The organism is Microbacterium mitrae (genome assembly GCF_008017445.1).
Classification (GTDB): Bacteria; Actinomycetota; Actinomycetes; order Actinomycetales; family Microbacteriaceae; genus Microbacterium; species Microbacterium mitrae.
This window is the reverse complement of record NZ_VRSW01000003.1, coordinates 173,789-196,312: the sequence shown is the minus strand read 5'-3', so window position 1 is coordinate 196,312 and position 22,524 is coordinate 173,789. Positions and strand designations below refer to the sequence as shown.

Genomic DNA, 22,524 nt, shown 5'->3' with positions numbered 1-22,524 from the left:
GAGATGCCCGCGCGGCGCGACAAATTCATCGCGCCGCGCGTAGCCCCTAGTGCTCTCCCGCGCTTCCGGTCACGACGGCAAGTTCCCCGGTGCCCGCTGGAATCGACCAACGCTCAACGACCGACTGCCGTTCAAGGTCAATCACAACAAGCTCATCCGTCGCGGGGTCGGTGAGGTAGGCGAACCCGTCAACAACCTTGAGAACCGGGCCAGGCTGCTGCCACTCTTCTGGTTCCGTCCATGCAGAGATCGCAGGCACAGCCGCCACCTGCTGAGCCGTGACGGGGTCAACGATGCGCAGCGAACCGTCGCCGGTAAGAATCAGCGCCTCGCCCTCGGGGCCTCGCGCAAGCGAGCGGAACCAGTACGCACTTCCCAGCTCAACAATCGTTTGCGAAGCGGTGAGCGTGTCGATCAAGACCACGCGCGTCGGGTGTTCGGCCTCTGCGCCCGCGATTGTCTTGTAGTCACCGAGCACCACGGCCGAATCGGGGTGTGCGGCAACATTGCCGGTGCGAGCGTACGCATCAGCGGCCGTCACCTTGTGAAACGCGTCATCACGCCAAATCACCGGGCCGTCTTCGCACCCAAACACGGCGGCCTCGTCGGCCGCGACAGCCTCACCGTGCACACCGGGGCAGGCATCGGTCGAGGCGATCATCTTGTGATCGCGGAAAGCTTGAACGGTGGTGCGCCCCTCCGACGTACCGGCCGTCGACAGCATGGTTCCGTCCCTCAGTTGCACCGCAACACCATGGTGCGCGTTGCCCGTGTCATGCTCCATGAACGTGGCGTCACGATCGGCGATATCGTGCGATTTCACCGTCACCGCGATGCCCGTGCCATCCGCGAACAGCGTGGTGTGGTCGTCATGGGTCACCACGTGCCCGGCCTTGGGTGCGCCGATGGCGATATCGGTGAGACCCGGGATGCCCTCGTAGTAGTGCGCATGATCGCCGTGCGCCTCAGCAAGAATTCCGGCGTCGTAAATCAGAAATTGATCGCCGTCCGAGATCACGATGTGACGGCCATCGCCCGCATCGTTAAGCCGCAAGAAGCCGGGACGATCGACCGTGGCCACCGCGTCACCGCTTTCGGTGTCGAGCAGCGTCAGGCCGCCATCGTGCGCCAGCAGCGCGCGCGGCCCCACACTGTCGACTTCGGTCATGGTGGGGGCGGAACCATCTGCCGTGGTTGACGGCGTCGCGTCTGGCGATTGCGTGGCGCCCACGGTGGCGCAACCCACCAGGGAGGCAAGAAGGATCGCGCTGACCGAGGCCAGCCGGATTCGTTGCTGTGATTTCTTCATGATTTTCACTATAGATGAGAGTGAGAATCATTATCAATAAGAGGTGGCGGTGATTACTTTTCGAGTCATGGGCTCGCCTTGCTACTCGTCGATGTCGTCGTAGTCGCCGTAGTCACCGAGGGCGAGATCGCGCGGGGTCGCTTCGCTCAAAGCGCGATCGATCGTGGACCGCACCAGCGCAGAGAGGTACCCGCCGGGGTTCGGAACCCCGATGCCGCGAAGCAGGTCGGAGGCCTGATGCACGATGGCGGTAGAGAATGTCGTCGCGGTGTGGATTGCCTCGGCATACGCGGCACGGTCGCTCTCGGCAACGACGATGGGCTCGCACCCCATCTCTACGGCGAGCGCCTGCGCGATCGGCAGCACCGGACCGGGTGCGGTCACTGCTGCCCAGGCCGACTGCAACTGCGTGAGGTCAATGCGCGAGCCGGTAAACGTGATCGCGGGGTGAACGGCCAGCGGGATCGCGCCCTTCTCGGCGGCGGGCCGCAGCACGTCGACCCCGTAGGCGGGGTCAACGTGCATCACGAGCTGGCCCAGTTGCCAGGCGCCGAGATCGGCAAGGCCCGCCACCAAACCGGGAAGTTCGTCGTGAGGCACCGCCAACACCACCAGTTCGCTACGGCGAATCACCTCATCCGCGTCGAGTTGCGGCACGTTCGGAAGAATGGCGGCGACACGGTCATCGTCGCCACCACGGGTGATGCCGGTCAACGCGTGACCCGCTCCCGCGAGCGCCGCTGCGATCACCGGCCCAACCGTTCCGGCACCAATCACACCGACGCCGAGGCGCCCCTCGCGGTTCATGCCTGCGGCCCCGGCTCAGCGGCCGCGGTCTCTGGTTCCGCAGCCCGTGGGTCCGCAGCTTCTGGTTCCGCAGCCCGTGGTTCCGCAGCCTGCTGCTCCCCCGCCGCGGACGCCTGCTCCCCCGCCGCGGATGTCGAGCCCCAACGGTGGGTGTGGTCTTCGTTGCCTGCGGCGAGAATTCCGGCTTCGGCTTGCGCCCACACCGTGAGCAGGGCGTCGCGGTCAACGGCGCCGAGGTTTCCGGTGAATGAGCCCATCACGGTGTTCACCTGCAACGTTCCGACGCCCACCATGCGGTCGATCGGCCCCTGCGTCATGGCGACGCTCTGCACGCGGGCGAGCGGGAAGATGGCGAGCGAGCGCCACAGCTGGCCACGGCGCAGCATGATGGCGCGCGGGTGCATCAAGAAGCCGTTGCGCTTGAACGAGAGGGGGCGAATGAACCAGGCACGCTTCGGCGTGACCGTAAACGGATCGCCGGCGAGCGGCCGACCGGCGCCGTGCTCGAACGCGTATGCCCAGTCGCTCGGGGCGACATCTGGCATGAGCAGGGCGAGCACCTTTTCGACGTCCGCGCGCTTACCAACGGGCAGCGCGACGGTGAATTGGTCAACCTGGCCCTGGTTGATGTTCTTGCCGCTGAGGCGGATGAGTCGCACTCGATACCAGCCGAAAGGCCGCCACAGCAGCGACTGGGTGACCGCCAAGGCGTGTACTCGCCCGGGAGGCAAGATCTCGGTCACCGTCGTGGTGAGGCCAAACACCACCCGCACGCCGTCGGGTGTGGGCGCGATCGAATACCGCAACGATTTCAACAGCTGGCTGAGGTTGACGCCGGCGATCGCCAAGAACGTCGGGACGAGTGAGAACAACATCCACGGCTGGTCGGTCGCATTGACGACAATGAAAATGAGCCCGGCAAGCAGCAGCAGGCCGATCGTGCTGGTGCTGATCAACGTTGAGCCCACCAGCCGCCCGGTCGGAATCGATACCACGCTGGCAGGCTCCGCCACCGGCGTTTCCGCGCCGCTAACGAGACCTGTCACTCCGGCGCCGAACGTATCAAGCAGGTGACTGCGTGGCGCCGGAACCCCGGTGCGGGCAGCGCGGGCGGCGCGAGCCCCCGAGGCCAAGCGCAAGATATCGGCGCGAACAAGTTCGGCATTGCTCGTCGTCAGGTATTCCAACGGCACATTGGCATCATTGCCCGCCCCGACGACTTCAAGCTTGGCGAGGCCAATCAGTCGGGCAAGAAACGGACGGGTCAGGTTAACGCCCTGCACCCGGTCAAGCGGCGCACGGCGGTGCTTGCGAAACAGGATGCCCTGCACCACCTCAACGTCGGCCTCGCTAATGCGGAACTTGTGAAACCGCCACGACAGATAGAACCAACCGATAAACAGCACCAGCAGCCCAGCAATCACGCCGAGCGCGGCGAGCCACAGGTTGTTGGCCAACACCCAGTCGACCGGGTCGCCATTGAAGACCTCGGCGTACTCGTCAACCTCGTCGCGCGGAAACAGAAAGCTGACGATCCGGCCCTGCATGTTGCTGATGACCACACCAAACAGCACGATCAACACGATGCCGCCCTGCAACAGCGGCGTGAGCGGGTGCATGCGATGCCACTCGCCGTCGCTCAGGTCACTTTGCAGTACCGGCGGTGAGGCGAGCGCCGTCACGCCCTCGGAACCAGGTGCGAACGTTGCGTCCGTGGGCGCGGAACCAGGGTGCGGTGGTTGCGGTGCTGGTACGACGCCGCCGGCGGCATCGTTGGGTATGCGCGGCGGGTAAAGGTTGTCGCTCACAGTCCGGTCCGTCGCGTCTCCGCCACGTCGATGAGCGTGTCACGCAGCACCTCGGCGGCCTCCTGGGTGAGCCCGGGAATGGTGACGCCGGTGGTGGCGGCGGCCGTCACCATCTTCAACTGCGCAAGGCCAAATCCGCGGTCCATCGGGCCGTGCGAAATGTCAACCAACTGCATGCGACCGTAGGGCACCGCCACGATGCGCTGCCACAGAATTCCCTTACGGAACACCAGGTCGTCATCACGCAACCGGTAACCGATCGCGCGAGCCTGGCGCGGCGTCACGATCATGGTGAACAGCACGATGGCGCTGCCTGCCGCCAGCACAATCCAGATCCAGGGCTGATTCATGATGAACCCCATCAGAATGCCGCCGGCAACGGCGATCGGGATCAGCAGCAGCAGCGCGTTGGCCAACAACTGCTCTCTGACATACTTCGGAGAAATCTGATGCCACGTGCCGTCCAGCTCCAGCCGCTTCGGCGAGCGTGCCGTCTTCAACGCGGTGAAGGTTCCGGTATCCAATACCGCGAGCGAATCTGCGCTCTCAAGTGGCGCGGGCTGCGCGGGCAGTGGGGGCTGCGGCGGTACGACCGACTCAAGATTCGGTTGCATGGGGGTTGTCATCATCATCCTTCGGCAGCGCGCAAAAACTCTCGGCCAGCAGGGCCGCGACGACCAGCACGACAGCAACGCCGATGGTCACCCCAATAACCGTGACTGAGCCTACCGGGGGTTGCACCGGCCGGGTCAACAAGAACAACAGCAGGCCAAGGCCGAACCCGGCCGAGACGGCACCCACCAGGCTCGCGGAACGCGCGAGGGTGACGGTGCGAAAAGCCCGAATCGCATCGACGCTACCCGGCTTCTTACCCTTGAGCTGTTGCCTCACGGGCCAGGCGAAGTACAGGCAGGCAAGGGCGAGCAGACCGAGCACGATCGGCAACGACCACGCGGGTGTGAAGGTGGGCTGGCGCACCCAGGTGAGAATCTGATCGGTGCCGAACCCGGCGACGAGACCGGCGCCACCGGCGATGGCGAGAGCGGCGGCTCCGGTGCGTTTCACGCCTGCGCTCGCAGGGCGGCGAGGAGATCGGCGACCCGGCCGTAGCCGACAAGCTCGGCATCGCCGTCGAGGGTGAGCCACGGTGCCAACACAAAATCACGGTCAGCGGCACGCGGGTGCGGCAGCAGCAGGTGCGGGTCATCGCTCTGCACCCGCCCATACGCGATGAGATCAAGGTCAAGGGTGCGATCGCCCCAGCGCTCGGTTCGTTCGCGGCCGTGCTCTCGCTCGATACCGTGCAGGTGCGCGAGCAGCATGCTTGGCGCGAGCGTCGTGGTGAGCAGCGCGACGGTGTTGAGGTACGGCGGCTTTGTTTCGTCGAGGCCGTCGAGCGTGAGCGCGACCGACTCAATCGGCTCGGCCATCACCACATCGGTGGTGAGCGGGAGCTTCACCAACGCGTCGCGCGCGTCGGCGATGATCTGCGCACGATCACCCAGGTTTGAACCGAGCGCAACGACCGCACGCACCGGAGTGCGGCGCTCGCCAGCCGGCGGCGGTGTGATCGGAAGACGCCTCATGCTGTTTTCTCCTCTGCCGAGCGCACGTCATCAGCCGCGCCCCTGGTTCCGTCTGCCGACTGCGTTCGCTCGATGGTCACCGCAACGTCGGCGAAGGCCTGTTCAATCGGGGCCTGCGGCTTGTGCACCGTGATTCGGCACCACTGCACCCGCGGGTCGGCGAGCGCGGCCGCGGCGAGGCGTTCGGCGAGCGTTTCGATCAGGTTGACCGGCTCCCCCGCGACAATGGCGGCCAGCGCCTCGGCCAGCTCACCATAGTGCACGGTGTCGAGCACGTCATCGGAGACGGCGGCAGCGGCAAGGTCAAGGCGGAGCGTCACATCGATGACGAACTCCTGACCGTTTTCACGTTCAAAGTCGAAGACACCGTGGCGCCCGAAAACGCGCAGGCCGGTGAGGGTGATGAGATCAGTCATGGGTGACTCCTTGCCAGGCGTGTGCCACGGCGAGCGCGTCTCGGCTGGCGGCAACGTTGTGCACTCGCACGGCCCAGGCGCCGGCTTGAGAAGCCAGCACCGAGGTGACGGCCGTCGCCAGGTCGCGCTGTTGTTCGCTCGGTTCTTCACCGAGCGCCGTCGTCAGAAAGCGTTTGCGCGAGGTGCCCACGAGCACTCGGTAGCCCAGCTCCGTGACCGATGCGAGCTCGCGAAGCAACGCCCAATTGTGTTCGGCCGTCTTGGCAAATCCGACTCCGGGGTCAACCACAATGCGCTCGGGTGCGATGCCAGCAGCGAGCGCCGCAGCAATCCGCTCCTTCATTTCGGCGGCGACCTCGGCGCCGACGTTCGTATAGTTCGCGCGGGCGTACATATCGCTCGACGGGCCGCGCCAATGCCCAATGACGTACTCGGCGCCGCTGTCGGCAACAGCCTGATACATGTCGGCATCGGCGAGCCCACCGGCCACATCATTGACGTAGCGTGCGCCTGCCCGCACCGCGGCGACGGCCGTTGCGGCATTCATGGTGTCGACGCTGATCACCGCGCCCTCGGCGGCGAGGGCTGCGATCACCGGAACCACGCGCTGCTGCTCGACGGCGATCGGCACCCGTTCGGCGCCGGGCCTGGTTGATTCGCCGCCAATGTCGAGCACATCGGCTCCGGCTTCGCGCAGCGCGCGACCGTGCTTGATGGCGGCATCGACGGAGGCGTAGCGGCCGCCCTCAGAGAACGAGTCGGGGGTGGCATTGACGATGCCCCACAGCTCAGTCATGCGCCGCGGCCAATCAGAGCAATAATCTCCGCGCGCGCCGCGGGCTCGGCAAGCTCCCCCCGCGCCGCGATTGTCACGGTGCTGGCGTCGACCTGCTTGCCGCCGCGCGCCGTCACGCACTGATGCTGGGCATCCAAAATCACCAGCGACCCGCGCGCGTTCAGCTTGACCGCGATGGTCTCCGCGATTTGCTCACCAAGGCGCTCCTGCACCTGGGGGCGAGCCGCAAGAATCTCGACAACCTTCGGCAATGCGCCCAACCCCACCACGTCGTCGCCGGGGAGATACGCAATATGCGCCCGCCCCAAGAACGGCAACAGGTGGTGCTCACACATCGAGCGAAAGTGCACATCACGCAGAATCACCGCGCCAGACGGCACCGTCTCGGGTGCCGGACCGTGCGAAACACTGATGGTGTGTGACAGCGGTTCGCTCTCGTCCTCCCCCACGCCGCTGAAGAATTCTTGCCACGTCAGCGCGACGCGCTCCGGGGTTCCGTGCAGCCCCGGACGATCGGGATCTTCACCGATCGCGACAATCAGTTCGCGAACGAGCTCCGCGATGCGAGCGCGATCAACGGCCATGTCACTTCTTCGGTTCGTCGGGGAGTGGAGGCACATCGGGGCGGGGCGGAACCACGGGAGCGTCCGGCAGCGTCGGCACTGGAGGCGCCTCCACAACGGTGACGTCCTCGACAACCACCTCAGCAGGTTCCGCCAGCGCAGCCTCATCAGCGGCCTCACCGGCAGCGTGCGGAACCTCCGCGGCGGCCTCGGTGAGCAACGGTGCCTCTGCGATTTCGAGGGCCTCTTCCGTTTCGACCGCGGCCTCCGGGCTGTGATCAGCCTCGTCTTCGACGGCGGCAGGCTCGGCATCGGCGAATTCGACGGCAGACTCCACCGGAACCACCTTCGTCGGCACCTCTACCGGCGGCAGGGTCGAAACCGGGCGGTCATCGCTGGAGAGCCACTGCTCACGCACGGCAATCTTGCGCACGTTCTTGAAGATTTCTTCCAGCTGCAGGTGGTCAAGCGTCTCTTTGTCGAGCAACTCGGCGGCCAGCAGGTCGAGAATCTCGCGGTTGTCGTTGAGCACGGCGTAGGCCTCGTCGTGGGCGCGCTCGATCAGTGCGCGCACCTCGGCGTCAACCCGCTCGGCAACCCGCTCGGAGTACTCGCGGCCGTGACCCATGTCGCGGCCCATGAAGACCTCGCCGCTCGCAGAGCCGAGCTTGACCGGGCCAACCTCGGTCGTCATGCCGTATTCGGTGACCATCTTGCGAGCGATGTTGGTCGCCTTTTCGATGTCGTTCGAGGCGCCCGTCGTCGGGTCGTGGAAGACGATTTCTTCGGCAACACGACCACCCATCGCGTACGTCAGCTGGTCTTGCAGCTCGTTGCGGGTGACGGAGTACTTGTCGTCAACCGGAAGCACCATGGTGTAGCCGAGAGCCTTGCCACGTGGCAGAATCGTGACCTTCGTCACCGGGTCGGTGAAGTTCATCGCCGCTGCCGCGAGCGCGTGACCGCCCTCGTGGTAGGCGGTGATGAGCTTTTCGCGGTCTTTCATCACGCGGCTGCGGCGCTGGGGGCCGGCGATACCGCGATCAATGGCCTCGTCGAGCGCGCGGTTGTCGATCAGTTGCGCGTTGGAACGCGCGGTCAGCAGTGCCGCCTCGTTGAGCACGTTCGCGAGGTCAGCGCCGGTAAACCCGGGCGTCTTGCGAGCGACAACCTCAAGGTCAACGCTGTCGGCAAGCGGCTTGCCGCGACCGTGCACCTCAAGAATCTTGAGGCGGCCCTTGAGGTCGGGCGCGTCAACGCCGATCTGGCGGTCAAAACGGCCAGGGCGCAGCAATGCCGGGTCGAGAATATCGGGGCGGTTCGTTGCCGCGATCACGATGACGTTCTGCTTGGGGTCGAAGCCGTCCATCTCCACCAGCATCTGGTTGAGTGTCTGCTCACGCTCGTCGTGACCGCCGCCCATGCCGGCGCCGCGGTGGCGGCCAACGGCATCGATCTCGTCGATAAAGATGATCGCGGGCGCGCTCTCCTTTGCCTGGGTGAACAGGTCACGCACGCGGCTTGCACCGACACCGACAAACATCTCCACAAAGTCGGAACCAGAGATGGAGTAGAACGGAACGCCTGCTTCGCCCGCGACAGCACGCGCCAGCAGGGTCTTGCCCGTTCCGGGAGGGCCGTACAGCAGCACGCCCTTCGGGATCTTGGCGCCGACGGCCTGGAACTTGGCCGGGTCTTGCAAGAAGTCTTTGATCTCGTCGAGCTCTTCGATGGCCTCATCGGCCCCCGCGACATCGTCAAACGTGACGGTAGGCGACTCCTTGGAGACGAGCTTCGCGCGCGACTTGCCAAACTGCATGATCTTGCCGCCGCCGCCCTGAGCGCTAGACATCAAGAACCAGAACAGCAGACCGAGCAGCAGAATCGGAATCATCAGCGACAGCAGTCCGTCAAGGAAGCTGGGCCGCGGCACGACGTCGTTGAAGCCGTCTTTCGGGTCGGACGCGTTGATCGCCGCGATGACCTCATCGGCACGCGCCGAGTTGTAGTAGAACTGCACGTCTTTCGCGCCGTCGAACTCTTTCGACAGCTTCATGTCGACACGCTGGTCACCGTCGGTGGTGGTCACCTCCACCACGCTGTCACCCTTCAGCAGCTCCAGACCCTCCTGGGTCGAGATCTGCTTGGCGGCTGCCAACGATGAGAACAGGCTGAACCCGACGATCAGCATCAGGCCGATCAACAGGATGACCGTCACCGGACTTTTGATGAGCTTTTTCACGTTCATGGTGCGGGGCGATACCCCAGGGCCCTTCTCTCGCGTGCGCGCCCGTAAGCGTTGCTGTCCAGGCTATCGCGCAGGCGCTATGCGCCGCCTGATGATTCGCCCAAGGCGTACGCCGCCACGCCGAGGCGCGCGCCGTGGTCGCGGCGTGGTTCCGCTCTGGTTCCGCCGTGGTGCCGCTTCTCTGGTTCCGTGTCCGCCTTGAATCATTCGCGGCGACGTTATGCATCAATTCTTGTGGCAGAAGTGACCCAGAGTGACGATTGTCGACGATGCACCGATCTGGTTGATGCATAACGTCGGGCAGCGGCCGCAACTCAGGCAGAAATGACCGGCGCCTCCGCAGTCGCGGCAGGCGGGCGGAACCGCGGTGCGGCTAGCTGTAGACGTGCGGTGCGAGCACGGCGACGTCGCGCAGGTTGCGGTAGCGCTCGTCGTAGTCGAGGCCGTAGCCGACCACAAAGTCGCTCGGAATATCGAAGCCGACGTAGCGGCTGTTGATCTCAACCTTCATCGCGTCGGGCTTGCGAAGCAGGGCGAGCACCTCGATGGAGGCGGCGCCGCGCGACTCGAAGTTCTCCAGCAACCAGGCGAGGGTGAGACCCGAGTCAATGATGTCTTCGACGATGAGCACGTGCTTGTCGGCGAGGTCGATGTCGAGGTCTTTACGAATCTGCACGACACCGCTGGACTTCGTGCTGGCGCCGTAGGACGACACGGCCATCCAGTCCATCGTGACGTGCTTGGGCAGCGCGCGCATGAAGTCAGCCATCACCATGACCGCACCCTTGAGCACGCCAACGAGCACGAGCTCCTTGCCGTCATAATCCTCGGTAACCTGCTGGCCGAGTTCAGCCAGGCGAGCATGAATCTGCTCTTCGGTCACGAGGACGGTGGTCAGGTCATCTGCAATATCTGCCGCACGCATGGAACAATTCTAGGCACCTCCGGCGGGTGCGCCGAGGCGATCACGCCACGCGCATTTGCGCAGGAATCTGTGCACGGCCTTGTGCGGCGCCGTCGCGTGCGTCACAGTGGCGATACGTTATCGATGAATCTCATGCGTCGACAGCGCATTTCTGCAACGAAAGGGGACCCCATGGCGGGCCTGAGCGACATTTTGAAGATGCTTCCGATTGATGACATTGCCACGCAACTGGGCGTTGACCCGTCGGTGGCGTCGCAGGCTGTAGAAGAAGGATCGGCGACGATTCTCGGCGGCCTGGCAAAGAACGCTCAAACCGAAGAGGGCGCATCGGCGATTGAAAAGGCGCTGAGCAAGCACAGCGGCCAGGGCGACACCGTTGACGTCAAGTCGGTCGACGCGGTTGACGGCGGCAAGATTCTCAACCACATCTTCGGCGACAAGACCAAGACGGTCGAAAAGGAGCTCACCGACAGCCCCAAGACGGCCGGCATTGATTTCGGCAAGCTCCTGCCGATGCTCGCGCCGATCATCATGGGCATGCTCTCCAAGAACCAGGGTCAGTCGTCTGGCCAGGCTCAGGGCGGCGGCGGAATCACCGACGTCATCGGTGGCCTGCTGAGCGGCGGAGATGCAGCCACCGGTGGCATTGGCGACCTGCTGAGCGGCGTGCTCGGCGGCGGCAACGACGACGGCAAAAAGGACGGCGGCCCGCTCGGCGGAATCACCGACCTGCTCGGCGGCCTCTTCGGCGGCAAGAAGTAAGTTTCTCGGCTCCTCGGCCTAGATTTCAGGTGGCGCCCCTCGGGGCGCCACCTTTTTTGGTTCTGGGGCTTGGTGATTCTGGTGCTCCGCTGTTCCGTGGTTCCGGAGGCCGTGGTTCCGGGTTCCGGCGTTCCGGGGTTCCGAGGTTCTAGGCATTATGCATCGGCAATTCGGTCAAATCGTTGACATTCACCACTTTGGGCAACTCCAGCCACACCCGTTGATGCATAACGTCGCGCCAAGGGTGGAGGGACGGGCGGAACCACCGAAGTCGGACGGCGGAACCACCGGAGCAGGGCGGAACCTCGGTGAGAGTCACCGCCGAAGCCCGGCGTCGCGGAGGCAAACAGGGTCAGCCGATTTGAGCGACTAAGGGCGGGCGGCGATGATGACCTTGCCGGCTTCGCGGCGAGCGGTGCAGGCGGGAAGGTCGATGGGGCCTTGGCCGCGCCAATCGGTCACGAGGCGCGCCACCTCAAGGGTCTGACTGCGGGTCAGGCTCACATGAAACTCGCTCGAAACGACGTAGCGGATGATGCGGTTGCGCAGCGCCGCGGGGTTCGCGGCCAGCGCCGGAACGGAGATCGCGATGCCCGCCTCGGCTGGTTCCACGATGTCTTCGATGGTCTCGTCAATCATCGATTGAAAGGCGTCGTGGTCTTCGCGAAGCTGCTCAGCCGTGCGGGCGAGGGCTTCGGCAATGCCTGGGCCAAGCTCCGCCTCCAGCACCGGCAATACCGTTGTGCGCACCCGCACCCGCGCGAAGCTCGGGTCGGTATTGTGCGGGTCATGCCACGGCGCAAGGCCCTCGGCAGCGCACGCCGCGCGCGTCGTTTCGCGTGAAACATCAAGCATGGGGCGCACCCGCAGCCCCATAACGGGCGCCATACCCATGAGGCTGGCGGCGCCGGAACCACGGGCAAGGCCGAGAAGAACGGTTTCGGCTTGGTCGTCGCGCGTGTGCCCCAGCAGAATGGCGCTCGCGCCGACCTCGGCCGCCACACGCTCCAATGCCGCGTACCGCGCCTCGCGCGCTGCGGCTTCTGGGCCATCTGCATGGTTCCGTTCGACGTCGGCGGCAACCACAATCGCGTCAACGCCCAGCGCGCGCGCCTGGGTTGCTGCCTGCCCGGCAATGCCTGCCGATCCATCTTGCAAGCCGTGGTCGACGATGACCGCCGTGACCGCGACGTTGGCGGCGGTCGCTTCGTGGGCTGCCGCGGCCGTCAGGGCCAAGGAGTCGGCGCCACCCGAGAGGGCAACGATCACCCGCTCCCCCGCACGCTCGGCCAGAACCACGCGCACGGCGCGACGAACTTCAGCGACAGCAGGACTCAACGAAGGCACCCCTCAACGGTACTCGCCCCGCAGGATGCTGCCCGATGGTTCCGCTCGTCATCGGCGCTTTGCCCAGCCGATCCGCACTTTCGGCGGTGGGGAATGCCGGGTGCGGGCGAGTAGTCTTATGTGATCCCTTCCAAATTTCTTTGAGGAGAAACGCATGGGCGCGTACGACGCCGTTATTGAGATTCCGCGCGGCAGCCGCGTGAAGTACGAGGTTGACCACGGAACCGGTCGCGTATTCCTGGACCGCGTTTTGTACACGGTCTTCGGTTACCCCACCGACTACGGCTTCTTTGAGAACACCCTCGGTGAAGACGGCGACCCGCTCGACGTCATGCTGCTGCTTGACCAGCAGTTGTTCCCGGGTGTTATGGCCTCGGTTCGCCCCGTCGGCGTGCTCAAGATGAGCGACGAGGCTGGCGGCGACGACAAGGTTGTTGCTGTGCTGGCCGGCGACCCGCGTTGGGACCACATTCAGGACGTGGGCGACATTCCTGAGTACACGAAGAAGGAGATTTCGCACTTCTTCGAGCACTACAAAGACCTTGAGCCCAACAAGTGGGTCAAGGTTGACGACTGGGCAGACGCCGCCGAGGCTGAGCGCCTGGTGAAGGAAGCCTACGAGCGCTTCGACGAGCACGAGGGTCAGACCAAGACCCAGGGTTCGGGCGAGGCTCCCTCGACTCTCTAAGTCTTTTCGTCAGAACGGCCGTCCTTCGGGGCGGCCGTTCTGCGTTTCGTTCTGCTCGCTTGATGAGCGGAACCAGGAGTGGTGCGGGACCAGGAGTGGTGCGGGTTTAGACCCAGATGCCGCGGCCGGCCATGAAGTCGATGGGGTTGATGGTGCTACCCCAGTTGTAGACCTCGAAGTGCACGTGGCAGCCGAAGGAGTTGCCGGTGTTGCCCTCGAGAGCGATCAGGTCTCCGGCGTTCACCCATTGGCCGTAGCTGACGAGGAGTCCGCCGGACTGAATGTGGGCGTACCCGGTGCTGATGCCGCCGCCGTGGTCGATGCGAACGTAGTTTCCGTAGCCGCCGTTGTAGCCGGAGTAGGTGACGGTTCCGGATTGCGCGGCGTAGATTCCTGAGCCACAACCCGAAGCGAGGTCAACGCCCTGGTGGAAGCTCGACATGCAGTAGTTCGGGCCGCACTGCGAGTAGCGCGGGCCGTAACCGGAGGTGCGCTCGCCGTAGCTGGGGCGTACCCAGCCACCGGTTCCGCCTGATGATCCGCCGCCACCGCCAGCCGACGGCGGCTGCGGGGTGGTCACGGGCGGGTTCTTCGCTGCCTCTTCTTCGGCACGGCGGCGGGCTTCTTCGGCGGCCGCGATGCGGGCAGCCTCTTCGGCGGCCAGCCGCTGACGCTCGGCTTCAACGCCGGCCTCGTATTGCGTTGTGACGTTGGTGGTCTCGTCTTGCAGAGCGAGCAGCTGTGCTTCGAGCGTCATCAGGTTGGTCTGCTGGGCGGCGAGAGCGTCGGCCGCCGCCTGGGCTGCTGCCTGAGCCGTCAGCCAAGCGTCTTCGGCGATCTTCTTGAGTCGGTCGCGCTCGTCACGCGCAACCTGCGCCTGGTCGCTGAGGGACTGTGCGGAGTTCGTGGCCAAGACGGCGTCATCGTAGACGGTCTGGTTGCGCTCCATCAGCTTGTCCATCTGGCCGAGCTGGTTGAGCAGCTGGTCGGCGTCGGCGCTGTCATCGGAGAAGAGAAGCTTGAGTGCGGTGTCGTCGCCACCACTGCGGTAGAGCTGGGATGCAACCTGACCAACCTTGGTCTCGGCGTCGCTGGCGTTCGCGGCTTCGGCGTCGGCCTGCGTCTGCAGCTCGGTGGCGCGGTATTCCTGCATCAGGAACTGCTGTTGCGCGTTGTAATAGGCGTCACCGGCGGCGATGGATGCAGCCTGAGTCACCTCAACTTCGGTCTGCAGCCCCGAGATCAGGCCCTGAATGTTGGCGATTTCGGTCTGCTTGAGCGCTTCGTTGTTCTTCGCGTTCTGCACGTCTTCCCACGAGGGGTAGCCGGCGGCGGCGTCTGCAGGCGGGGCCGCGAAACCGGAGAGACCGGTCATGAGGAGCCCGGCGACCGCGAGGGTCGACATGAGGGCTCGACGAGCGGCGACGCTCATGCGGCGGGAACCACGGATCTTCTTGGTTCCGCTTTCGCTTGTTTCGTCTGCAGTATGTGTCGTCGGCACAAGAAACTCCCTCGACTGCGGGCCAGTCACCAAACCACACTAACAACATCAGTCACATTTGTAACGGGGGTGCGCGACATTCGTGCGCGCGGGGATTTGGGCTGAAGGGGTGGTTTCGCTCGCGGTGGCGAATCTTTGCGTCGAGAATTTTTCTTTTGTTGATCCGGCTTTTTTATGGTTCCGGCACGCGCGCCACGCGCGAGATTCACGCTCGAATTGGTTTTGCGGCGAAAATCCCCTTATGCTTGGGTGTCGGCAAGGAGCAACTACCTCGGTAGCCTGCCACTCCGGCCCCATCGTTTAGTGGCCTAGGACGCTGCCCTTTCACGGCAGTAGCACGGGTTCGAATCCCGTTGGGGTCACAATACAACTGAATATCTCATGGCCCTGTAGCGCAGTTGGTTAGCGTGCCGCCCTGTCACGGCGGAGGTCGCGGGTTCAAGTCCCGTCAGGGTCGCTCTGGAGCGACGGGCCCTTTCTTCGAGAGGGCCTTTCGCATATCAGATCACGACACTTGTGCCGTGAGGCTCTGTAGCTCAGTTGGTAGAGCGTTCGACTGAAAATCGAAAGGTCACCGGATCGATGCCGGTCGGAGCCACAAGGATCATCATTACAGTGATCCCAGAAACCCTCGCCTAGCTTCTACATGGCGGGGGTTTTGCTTTGCGTCGGCTCCGGTTGGATTCACCGCCGTTGAGCGAACAAGACGAGTCGAAACGGAACGCGACGCCTCAGCAGATGCCTCCCGCAGCTGCCTTCGCGCCTTACACTACCAATTAACCGAAGGCATGAGCGCAACCATCGCCCAGGAACGGATCGATGCTGGAAACCCCAAAGAATGGGCTTCCTACGCGCGTCCGGAAACGACACACGCGCCTGCCACATCAGCGAGGCGAATACCCGCACCGGCGCACGACACCGTGCGGCCGCCTCACGTCGCGTCAATTGCGAATCTTCCTCGAACCTGGCGAGAACGATCTCGTCCAGCTCTTCATCACGGCTCACCACTCCCCCTTCCTGGCCGACACTGCGCCTGCCAGGCCACGAGCATGATCTCTGCCTCCATTCGTCGCCTCTGGAACTAGATAGCCCCGACGAGTCGAGGTAACGACGCATCACCTTTTGACCAACTGCATCAAGTCATAATTGCGTGAGCACCGCAAAAATGTTGCCAATATCGATTCCGTGAGATCCAGCAACGCGTGCACCGGGCAATTTGGGTGCTCGGGCGGCGCAAGCGTGCTGCGACCAACGAGAGCCAACCGGTCCCATCGATCACAGACGTGAAGAGGCGTAGAATCTTGTTCATGACCAATACGAGGCTGGCCGAGCGGGGGGTCGTTCCCGCACGACTCCTCCTCATTCGTCTCGTCGAAACGCAGATCGACGACGCAAGCGCGGAGCTACGCGCCGTCCCGTTCTCCCCGACCGCAGGGGACATCGAGCCAGCTCTCGCGAAGTCAATCGAGTTAACCAATCGAATCAACGAACTGTCCAAGGACTTGCGCTCACTGACCTCCGCCTACGCATCACCAGGCGCGACCAAACGTCATGCGGATCGCGAAGGCGCAGGGGACCTCGCGACAGGGCCTCCTGCGGCGGGGTACCGACCGGACGGATATCGCCGTTCGCGACACGATCAGCGGAGCATCAACGAAGCCAACACTCATATCCGTTCTTCCATCGCCACCTGTGAGCCTAATCGACGTCTGCCTGGAAACTGACGCCGATTTCTGATTCCGCATGCGGCTCGATCCCCCATTCGAACCCGCCACAGCGCGGTCAGCAGGACCAGAGCTGTGAGGACTTTCTATACTCATTCCAGACCGGCCCCGGGCCGGACTGGGCACCGTCGGAGCCACCAACCCTGCGGCGCGTGCGGCCCTCACTCAGCAGCGGTCCACGCGCACCTCGGATCGGCAGCCCCTCCACATCCGATCTCCGCAGTTAGCGAAAGGCTCAAAGGTGCGCTGGCAAATCACAGATTTTAAAGGCATAGCAAGGGCTGACCTCGACATCAGTCCCGGTCACGCCACCGTCATGACAGGCGTAAACAGTAGCGGCAAGTCTTCGACAATCCAGTCCTTACTATTGGCCGCCCAAAGCCTGTACGACGATGGTCCCATCGTGCTGAACGGTCCTCTCGTCCGCCTCGGCGATGCTGAGGATCTGGTTCGAGAAGGCGCCCAGAGCAAGAGCATAGGAATCCAGCTGAGTCTGGAGAGCGGATACACGGCACGCGGGGGTAGTCCAGTCGTTCGGGTCGCGTCATATGAGTTGGTCGCTGCGGAGGATCACGCCACACTTCGCGCTCGAAAGGTAACCATCGACGGACCAGATTTCGAGGGCCTACCGCTCGTTCTTGCGCGTCAAAACTCTCGCGGAAGCGACGTGGAACTGGCACTCCAAGCGACCCGCCAGCTCGGCGAAAGGGACGTGCTGCATGTCAAGTCGCTACTAGGAGACGGGAGCCGACAGCTCCGCACTTACGTCGCAATGCAGGGCCTCCGCCCTGTCGTTGTGGTTCAGCTACTCAATCCCGAAGATGTTCGGACCCGCTATCGGAAGTCCCTCGCGGGGTGGCTCGCGGAGGAGGACGCATCACTCCACCGACTGGATGGTTCGCCTGCATTCACACCGTCCGTAGTCCGAGAATTCTTGCGTGTGCTCTCGGAGGCCGCTCAGAGCGAGCAACTGGAGAACATTCCGATTCACGAGATCCTTCGCTCGCGTGCGGTGACTCCGATGGGCCTGAAAAGAGCATGGCACGAGCTGAAGGACGAGGACCAGGAAAGAGTTCTCGACGTTGCTGCCGAGTATCGGTCTCGTTCCCCCTGGGCCTTCCTGACCGTCAAGGGTTCAAGGTGGGGCTACAGGATGCAGGAGGGTGTACTCGAAGGCCAACTTGAGGAGGCGATGGGCGACAGCTACGTCGCGCTGACAATGCTCAGCGACGCACTCGACGAGCTCTCAAGGCGAGTGCAGTACCTCGGGCCGCTGCGCGATGAGCCGCGGGTTGTCTGGAATCATTGGAATGAACTTGCGCGAGGGCTGCCAGTGGGGACGCGAGGCGAATTCAGTGCCGCCGTCTTGTCCCGCGGCGACTCGTCGCTCGTCAATTATCAAACCCCAGCGGGTGAACCGCGAATCGCGCCGTTGTCTGTTGCAGTCAACCAGTGGCTGGCTCACCTTGAGATAGGCGACGATGTGGTTGCAAGACCACAAGGAAAGCTTGGCGTCGGTTTCGACCTTCAGATCAACGGCCAGACACGGGACCTCACGTCAGTTGGTGTTGGCGTAAGCCAAGCTCTTCCGCTTCTGGTCGGCCTCTTGAGGTCTCCACATGCATCAGTCTTTATTGTTGAGCAGCCAGAGCTTCATCTTCATCCGGCGGTGCAGGCGCGCCTCGCCGATTTCCTGCTCCGAGCTCGCCCTGATGTTTCACTCATCGTGGAGACACACAGCGAAGCCTTCATCACGCGGATCCGAAGGCGCGCGGCGGAGGGCATTCTGAGGCCTCATGCGGTTGACATCACTTTCGTTGAGCCGTCGGCGCATGGTGCCATCGCTCGCAAACTCGGCCTCACCGAATTTGGTGATCTCGACGAGTGGCCAGCCGGGTTCCTGTCCTCAGCCGAGGAGGACATCCGGGAAATACTACGCAAAAACATCGAACGTTCGCAGGGAATCACGAATGCCTAATTCGTCGATTCATCTGCTCGACCCAGAGTACGTTGTACCGTCGGTAGAAAGCGCCACCGACGTCGCGTTCTGGGATCGCATGCTCGCGTGCGCAGAAGACAAAGGCCCTCGCCTCGGCCCCTCAACCTTGCGCGCGCTCGAAGAACTTGCGGGTACACCTCCGACCGCTATAGCGCAGAACGACTTCTGGCGAATAGTCGGCCAGTACTCGTCTCGCGGTTTGTCTGCCACCTCTGGCGCGCGCGCTGTGTGCGAACATCTTGTGGCGAGGTATCTGCCAGAGATGGGGTCGCCAGAAAACGCCTCCCGCCTCGCCACAGATATTGCTGCCACAGGCCAAGGGGCTCGAGTGGCCTTGAAGTCTCGCGCAGCTTGCTGGATCCCACCCTCCACCGAATGCGATCAGTGCACGGCGCCAGCACTCTTTCTCGAGTTCGAAACTGCGAGCAAGTCAACGCAAGCGCGAAACAGAGCTCGAGCAATGCGCGCCTCGGTAGCGGAAGAGTACGGCGCCAGTCTGGATGCGATGAAAGAACATGCTTCAAGCATGTTCCCCGTCTTGACGTTCCACCCTTCAGCGTGGAGCAGAGCCAACTCGCTACGCGGTAGTGCCGACGAGGTGGTACCCGGCCTAATGCAGCATCTGGGAGCGCTCAACGATGAGGTTCTTGAGATATGGGCATCCGAGACCGAAACGACCGCACGCCAGTCCGCTCTGGGCTCGCTCGGGATTGCCGCGTCGCCCGAGAATAGCAATACACGAAGGAACGCCGCAGCGATGGCCGAGCGGACCTTCCAGTTTGGCGATCAGAGCGTTCGTTGCGAATGGCACACAAAGCTAAGGCCCAACATAAACCGCATCCACTTCGCCGTCGGCCAGAAGGCCGTGGAGATAGGGGGCGAGCAACGGACGGTAGACACTGTCTTCATAGGCATCATCACGGATCATCTAGGTACCTGAGAATCGGTGGCTGCGTACCGGCCCTGTGCCGGTAGTACTGCGGAAGCCACCTCGCACGGGCCACGGCCGACCATGTCGACTTCCTCGGAATCACGCGGCAAACGATGACCATCGAGCACCCACTACCCCACCGCATCCAACTGAAAATCGCGCGGTCACCGGGTCGATGCCGGTCGGAGCCACAAGGATCATCATTACAGTGATCCTAGAAACCCCCGCGTAGCTTCTATATGGCGGGGGTTTTGCTTTGGGTTGGTGAGGGTTGGAGCTGCGACGTGTTCACGCCGCCGGCTTCACTCGGTCACCTCGCAGAGCTGAGGTGAGTTGAGTTGAGCGATTCGCTCCTCTAGCTGTGCATCGCGCATGCAACTGGCCGTGGCACTGTGGCAGTTCTGTGCCGATTCTCAACGTCGGGCCCCCTAAGTAGTCTCGTGCAAGCCCACGAAGGCGGCGGAGCTGACATGAACGATACATCCCGCCCGTGCATCAAATGCAACGAGAAGATCCCCGCGAGATCGCCGGAAGCCGATGCGATGCCGAACATCAGGCCGCTTGTTGCTCTGAGCTGATCGGTTCTGTGCCTACTCCGGATGGTTCTGCAGGGATTGCCACTCTCTGCTCAAGACAGGAGCTTTGCCCGGCTGACGATACGAACCATTTCTTCTCCCGGCCAGAGCTTCAGGCCAAGCGCCGTCAGCCACTCGGAACCACCCATCTTCCAGGACTGATCCACTTCTTCTTCGCTGAGGTGAATATCGCGCACTAACGCACTAATGACGTCATCGACCTCGTCGACAACCTGCCCGTCATCCGGTTCAGGAGTGGCTCGCAGTAGCTGTCGCAAAGCCATCAACACCATTACCGCACCGATCTCGTCACGTTCATATGCACTCATTGCGCTGCCTTTCCTTTGACAACAACCCTATGCACCGCCGCTCCTTCGTTCGAGGAACATGAGGGGGATCTCATTGAATCCGCGTGGCAACAACGGCAGAGGCTCAGGCGACAACCTGCCGTGCCGTACTGCGGTCCGTCCCCCGCCGACCACACATGGGTCTGCTGAAGGTTGGGTCGACTCGGGCTTGTCTTTTGCGTGGCCAAGTCGGCCGCATCCCGTTTGAACTCTTCCGAATACCTCATCACGGGCAATCATTCCGTCCCCACCCTCCTCACAGATCGCGGGCAGGAGCCAACCAAACCTTCAGCAGACCCCCGGTCGGTGTCGGCGAAGCCACTTAGGATTGACGACATGCCAGTTTCCCCGGACGGCGACGGATCATCGTCGATCTGCACTCAGCCCCCCTTCCGCCCGATTAGCTACCACTGGTACGGCGGCGCCGCATCCGCCTACACGGCAGTTTGGCCGGCAGTCCGGGCTGTGATCGACGGTATCAGCATGCCTGAAATAGATCGCGAACGGTTGCGGGGCGAAACTCGCGCGCGACTCGTGGCACTCAAGAACGGCACACTCACCCCCGTACGACACATCAAGGGGCCGATGCACACGGTCACCGACATTGACGTGTACGAAGTACGTAGCGGGACCGACTACGGCGAGGATCTGACAGCACAGGTGCGCATCTACCATTCCGAACCCACCTCACTTCAGCGCCCGCCTCACGGCTCTACGATCGTCGGACTCCACGTCCACGAGAAGGCGATCGAGCCGGGTCAGGACCCGAACGCCGCGCAGGATGTCGCCTTGCAGATTGCTCGTGACCACTACTACGAGGGGCGCTCGACCAACTGGGGTGGCGCCACCGTGATGTAAGATATAAGCTCCAGTCTATGGAGGTAGACATCATGAACGATGACGACCTTGGATTTGATGAGGAGACTCCGCGCGAGCAGATTGCGCGTCTCAACATGGAAGCAGACCTTGCGATGCTCGCAATGCTGCGCCAGATCCGGGAAGACCGCGGACTCAGCCAAACGGAGCTTGGTGAGTTGCTTGGCGTCTCTCAGGCGAGCGTATCTGCGTTCGAATCGGAGACGGATCCTAAGCTTTCCACCGTGCGCCGATACGCGCACGCGCTCTGCGCCACGATTACACACCATGTCGAACCGCAGGACACTGCATTCAACGACGCACGGTGGCAGCCGCGATTCCGGACACCAGGCGCCAACCTGAACCGCTCGAAGCAGGTCCGCGTCGAGATGGGTCTCCAATCGGCGAAACGAACCGATTTCGCGATGGCAGCGTAACGCACCATGAGTTCATACACGATTGACTCGACGGCAGAACTCGTCGAACATGTGTCGCTTAGCCAGATTCGCGTCTATGAAACAGGCTCCCGGGCGAAGTCCTATGACGACTTGGAAGCGTCAGCGGTCAACTTCAATCTGGGCTACGCCGAGCGCACCGAAGGCCGCGAGCTTGAAGATCGCTTTCGCTTCGTTGTCGAAACGCCCTCAACGGACTACCTGTTCGAGCTGGGCGCGATCTACACGCTCGATTTGGATGCCGAAATCCCCCAGGACGTCCGCATCGACTTCGCCGAGCGTGTCGGCTTTATGGCACTTTTTCCGTATCTGCGAGAGTATCTAACTTCAAGCGCTGCCCGCCTGAACCGTCCCGGCCCGCTACTCGACTTCGTACGCCCCGGCGATATGAAAATCACCGAGAGCTCACCGGAAGCGGACGACGCCGATCCAGCGTCTAGCGTATAGCACGAGCTCGGAGCGGCGATAGGTTCCACTCCCATCAAGGGATTTGGCCAAAGAGACGTTAGATCATCCAGAACGTGTCGGTCAGGTGCCGGTAGCCCGGATGAAACCACCAGGTCCGAATGGCGCCAACCATGACCGGATCCGCGTGATTCCGCCGCAAACCTCGGCCAATCGATACCCAAAAGCCCACAGCATCCAACTGAAAATCGAAAGGTCACCGGATCGATGCCGGTCGGAGCCACAAGGATCATCATTACAGTGATCCCAGAAGCCATCGCCTAGCTTCTACATGGCGGGGGTTTTGCTTTGGGTTGGTGAGGGGTGGTTCCGGGGCTGGCTTATTGGCCAAAGGATGATCCCCGTCATCACTCGCCTCTACGCGCAAGTTCGCGTTCATGGGGCCAGGAAGATGTGGCATCTCATGCACCCCGGGAA

The 22,524-nt window shown here is 63.1% G+C and carries 22 protein-coding genes and 3 tRNA genes; 11 read left to right on the top strand and 14 right to left on the bottom strand.

All coding sequences use genetic code 11. The annotated features are described in order from the left end of the window. Window positions 1-46: 46 nt before the first annotated feature. From FVP60_RS10265 to hpt, 11 genes are all read right to left on the bottom strand, one after another. Entirely contained in the window at window positions 47-1,309 is a 1,263-nt protein-coding gene (locus tag FVP60_RS10265; RefSeq protein ID WP_246132562.1) for a hypothetical protein, read from the bottom strand. Between the two features lie 81 nt (window positions 1,310-1,390). Further along, window positions 1,391-2,116 carry a Rossmann-like and DUF2520 domain-containing protein gene (locus FVP60_RS10260; protein ID WP_147826191.1) on the bottom strand — a complete coding sequence of 242 codons (726 nt, stop codon included), beginning with the start codon at window positions 2,114-2,116 and terminating at the stop codon, window positions 1,391-1,393. Further along, window positions 2,113-3,924, bottom strand: coding sequence for a PH domain-containing protein (locus FVP60_RS10255; protein ID WP_246132561.1), 1,812 nt, complete (start codon window positions 3,922-3,924; stop codon window positions 2,113-2,115). Before FVP60_RS10255 ends, FVP60_RS10260 begins: the two co-directional genes overlap by 4 nt. Further along, on the bottom strand, window positions 3,921-4,553 hold the full coding sequence (locus FVP60_RS10250) for a PH domain-containing protein (RefSeq protein ID WP_147826190.1): 633 nt from the start codon (window positions 4,551-4,553) through the stop codon (window positions 3,921-3,923). Before FVP60_RS10250 ends, FVP60_RS10255 begins: the two co-directional genes overlap by 4 nt. Beyond that, on the bottom strand, window positions 4,522-4,989 hold the full coding sequence (locus FVP60_RS10245) for a DUF3180 domain-containing protein (RefSeq protein WP_147826189.1): 468 nt from the start codon (window positions 4,987-4,989) through the stop codon (window positions 4,522-4,524). Before FVP60_RS10245 ends, FVP60_RS10250 begins: the two co-directional genes overlap by 32 nt. Next, window positions 4,986-5,510 carry a 2-amino-4-hydroxy-6-hydroxymethyldihydropteridine diphosphokinase gene (folK, locus tag FVP60_RS10240; RefSeq protein WP_147826188.1) on the bottom strand — a complete coding sequence of 175 codons (525 nt, stop codon included), beginning with the start codon at window positions 5,508-5,510 and terminating at the stop codon, window positions 4,986-4,988. The genes FVP60_RS10245 and folK overlap by 4 nt, the downstream gene beginning before the upstream one ends. Beyond that, window positions 5,507-5,926: a dihydroneopterin aldolase gene (gene folB, locus FVP60_RS10235; RefSeq protein WP_147826187.1), complete on the bottom strand. Its 420-nt coding sequence runs from the start codon at window positions 5,924-5,926 to the stop codon at window positions 5,507-5,509. The genes folK and folB overlap by 4 nt, the downstream gene beginning before the upstream one ends. After that, window positions 5,919-6,722 (bottom strand): dihydropteroate synthase, encoded by an 804-nt coding sequence (gene folP / locus FVP60_RS10230; protein ID WP_147826186.1) that lies wholly within the window; start codon window positions 6,720-6,722, stop codon window positions 5,919-5,921. Before folP ends, folB begins: the two co-directional genes overlap by 8 nt. Next, a complete protein-coding gene (folE, locus tag FVP60_RS10225) occupies window positions 6,719-7,306 on the bottom strand; it encodes a GTP cyclohydrolase I (RefSeq protein ID WP_222705920.1) in 588 nt (195 codons plus the stop codon). Before folE ends, folP begins: the two co-directional genes overlap by 4 nt. Window position 7,307: 1 nt before the next feature. Then, window positions 7,308-9,533 carry an ATP-dependent zinc metalloprotease FtsH gene (ftsH, locus tag FVP60_RS10220; RefSeq protein ID WP_147826184.1) on the bottom strand — a complete coding sequence of 742 codons (2,226 nt, stop codon included), beginning with the start codon at window positions 9,531-9,533 and terminating at the stop codon, window positions 7,308-7,310. 373 nt (window positions 9,534-9,906) lie between these two features. Beyond that, the gene (gene hpt / locus FVP60_RS10215) at window positions 9,907-10,458 is read right to left on the bottom strand and encodes a hypoxanthine phosphoribosyltransferase (RefSeq protein WP_147826183.1); all 552 of its coding nucleotides are present in this window, start codon (window positions 10,456-10,458) and stop codon (window positions 9,907-9,909) included. Between the two features lie 171 nt (window positions 10,459-10,629). Here hpt and FVP60_RS10210 point away from each other — a divergent pair, with 171 nt between their 5' ends. After that, window positions 10,630-11,220: a DUF937 domain-containing protein gene (locus tag FVP60_RS10210; RefSeq protein ID WP_147826182.1), complete on the top strand. Its 591-nt coding sequence runs from the start codon at window positions 10,630-10,632 to the stop codon at window positions 11,218-11,220. A 369-nt stretch (window positions 11,221-11,589) separates the two neighbouring features. Here the strand turns inward: FVP60_RS10210 and tilS are convergent, their stop codons facing one another. Beyond that, window positions 11,590-12,567 (bottom strand): tRNA lysidine(34) synthetase TilS, encoded by a 978-nt coding sequence (tilS, locus tag FVP60_RS10205; protein ID WP_147826181.1) that lies wholly within the window; start codon window positions 12,565-12,567, stop codon window positions 11,590-11,592. Window positions 12,568-12,721: 154 nt separating this feature from the next. Here tilS and FVP60_RS10200 point away from each other — a divergent pair, with 154 nt between their 5' ends. After that, the gene (locus tag FVP60_RS10200; protein WP_147826180.1) at window positions 12,722-13,255 is read left to right on the top strand and encodes an inorganic diphosphatase; all 534 of its coding nucleotides are present in this window, start codon (window positions 12,722-12,724) and stop codon (window positions 13,253-13,255) included. Window positions 13,256-13,361: 106 nt separating this feature from the next. Here FVP60_RS10200 and FVP60_RS10195 read toward each other — a convergent pair whose 3' ends face one another. Continuing rightward, a complete protein-coding gene (locus tag FVP60_RS10195) occupies window positions 13,362-14,786 on the bottom strand; it encodes a M23 family metallopeptidase (protein WP_246132560.1) in 1,425 nt (474 codons plus the stop codon). Window positions 14,787-15,045: 259 nt separating this feature from the next. On the opposite strand from FVP60_RS10195, the gene FVP60_RS10190 reads away from it, so the two are divergent. From FVP60_RS10190 to FVP60_RS10165, 6 genes are all read left to right on the top strand, one after another. Further along, window positions 15,046-15,118: transfer RNA gene (locus FVP60_RS10190), tRNA-Glu, on the top strand. 21 nt (window positions 15,119-15,139) lie between these two features. Then, window positions 15,140-15,213: transfer RNA gene (locus FVP60_RS10185), tRNA-Asp, on the top strand. A 68-nt stretch (window positions 15,214-15,281) separates the two neighbouring features. Beyond that, window positions 15,282-15,354: transfer RNA gene (locus FVP60_RS10180), tRNA-Phe, on the top strand. Window positions 15,355-16,063: 709 nt separating this feature from the next. Next, complete coding sequence (locus FVP60_RS10175) at window positions 16,064-16,480, top strand: hypothetical protein (RefSeq protein WP_147826179.1); 417 nt, start codon at window positions 16,064-16,066, stop codon at window positions 16,478-16,480. Window positions 16,481-16,721: 241 nt separating this feature from the next. After that, window positions 16,722-18,458, top strand: coding sequence for an AAA family ATPase (locus FVP60_RS10170; RefSeq protein WP_147826178.1), 1,737 nt, complete (start codon window positions 16,722-16,724; stop codon window positions 18,456-18,458). A gap of 547 nt (window positions 18,459-19,005) precedes the next feature. Further along, window positions 19,006-19,419 carry a hypothetical protein gene (locus FVP60_RS10165; protein WP_147826177.1) on the top strand — a complete coding sequence of 138 codons (414 nt, stop codon included), beginning with the start codon at window positions 19,006-19,008 and terminating at the stop codon, window positions 19,417-19,419. A 619-nt stretch (window positions 19,420-20,038) separates the two neighbouring features. Here FVP60_RS10165 and FVP60_RS10160 read toward each other — a convergent pair. Further along, the gene (locus FVP60_RS10160; RefSeq protein ID WP_147826176.1) at window positions 20,039-20,314 is read right to left on the bottom strand and encodes a hypothetical protein; all 276 of its coding nucleotides are present in this window, start codon (window positions 20,312-20,314) and stop codon (window positions 20,039-20,041) included. Between the two features lie 354 nt (window positions 20,315-20,668). Between FVP60_RS10160 and FVP60_RS10155 the strand changes: the two genes are divergently transcribed. Genes FVP60_RS10155 through FVP60_RS10145 form a run of 3 tightly spaced genes read left to right on the top strand, consistent with a single transcriptional unit; the run spans window position 20,669 to window position 22,089 of the window. Then, window positions 20,669-21,190 carry a hypothetical protein gene (locus FVP60_RS10155; protein ID WP_147826175.1) on the top strand — a complete coding sequence of 174 codons (522 nt, stop codon included), beginning with the start codon at window positions 20,669-20,671 and terminating at the stop codon, window positions 21,188-21,190. A gap of 32 nt (window positions 21,191-21,222) precedes the next feature. After that, a complete protein-coding gene (locus tag FVP60_RS10150) occupies window positions 21,223-21,624 on the top strand; it encodes a helix-turn-helix domain-containing protein (protein WP_187240638.1) in 402 nt (133 codons plus the stop codon). Window positions 21,625-21,630: 6 nt separating this feature from the next. Next, a complete protein-coding gene (locus tag FVP60_RS10145) occupies window positions 21,631-22,089 on the top strand; it encodes a hypothetical protein (protein ID WP_147826173.1) in 459 nt (152 codons plus the stop codon). Window positions 22,090-22,524 lie beyond the last annotated feature (435 nt).

Excerpts from the sequence above, each read along its gene's own strand:
- FVP60_RS10210 (WP_147826182.1), top strand. The coding sequence starts at position 10,630 with ATGGCGGGCCTGAGCGACATTTTGAAGATGCTTCCGATTGATGACATT.
- FVP60_RS10165 (WP_147826177.1), top strand. The coding sequence starts at position 19,006 with ATGTTCCCCGTCTTGACGTTCCACCCTTCAGCGTGGAGCAGAGCCAAC.
- folP (WP_147826186.1), bottom strand. The coding sequence starts at position 6,722 with ATGACTGAGCTGTGGGGCATCGTCAATGCCACCCCCGACTCGTTCTCT.
- folK (WP_147826188.1), bottom strand. The coding sequence starts at position 5,510 with ATGAGGCGTCTTCCGATCACACCGCCGCCGGCTGGCGAGCGCCGCACT.
- FVP60_RS10200 (WP_147826180.1), top strand. The coding sequence starts at position 12,722 with ATGGGCGCGTACGACGCCGTTATTGAGATTCCGCGCGGCAGCCGCGTG.
- FVP60_RS10175 (WP_147826179.1), top strand. The coding sequence starts at position 16,064 with ATGACCAATACGAGGCTGGCCGAGCGGGGGGTCGTTCCCGCACGACTC.
- FVP60_RS10145 (WP_147826173.1), top strand. The coding sequence starts at position 21,631 with ATGAGTTCATACACGATTGACTCGACGGCAGAACTCGTCGAACATGTG.
- ftsH (WP_147826184.1), bottom strand. The coding sequence starts at position 9,533 with ATGAACGTGAAAAAGCTCATCAAAAGTCCGGTGACGGTCATCCTGTTG.
- FVP60_RS10250 (WP_147826190.1), bottom strand. The coding sequence starts at position 4,553 with ATGATGACAACCCCCATGCAACCGAATCTTGAGTCGGTCGTACCGCCG.
- FVP60_RS10260 (WP_147826191.1), bottom strand. The coding sequence starts at position 2,116 with ATGAACCGCGAGGGGCGCCTCGGCGTCGGTGTGATTGGTGCCGGAACG.
- FVP60_RS10150 (WP_187240638.1), top strand. The coding sequence starts at position 21,223 with ATGAACGATGACGACCTTGGATTTGATGAGGAGACTCCGCGCGAGCAG.
- FVP60_RS10155 (WP_147826175.1), top strand. The coding sequence starts at position 20,669 with ATGCCAGTTTCCCCGGACGGCGACGGATCATCGTCGATCTGCACTCAG.
- FVP60_RS10265 (WP_246132562.1), bottom strand. The coding sequence starts at position 1,309 with ATGAAGAAATCACAGCAACGAATCCGGCTGGCCTCGGTCAGCGCGATC.
- folE (WP_222705920.1), bottom strand. The coding sequence starts at position 7,306 with ATGGCCGTTGATCGCGCTCGCATCGCGGAGCTCGTTCGCGAACTGATT.
- hpt (WP_147826183.1), bottom strand. The coding sequence starts at position 10,458 with ATGCGTGCGGCAGATATTGCAGATGACCTGACCACCGTCCTCGTGACC.
- folB (WP_147826187.1), bottom strand. The coding sequence starts at position 5,926 with ATGACTGATCTCATCACCCTCACCGGCCTGCGCGTTTTCGGGCGCCAC.
- FVP60_RS10160 (WP_147826176.1), bottom strand. The coding sequence starts at position 20,314 with ATGAGTGCATATGAACGTGACGAGATCGGTGCGGTAATGGTGTTGATG.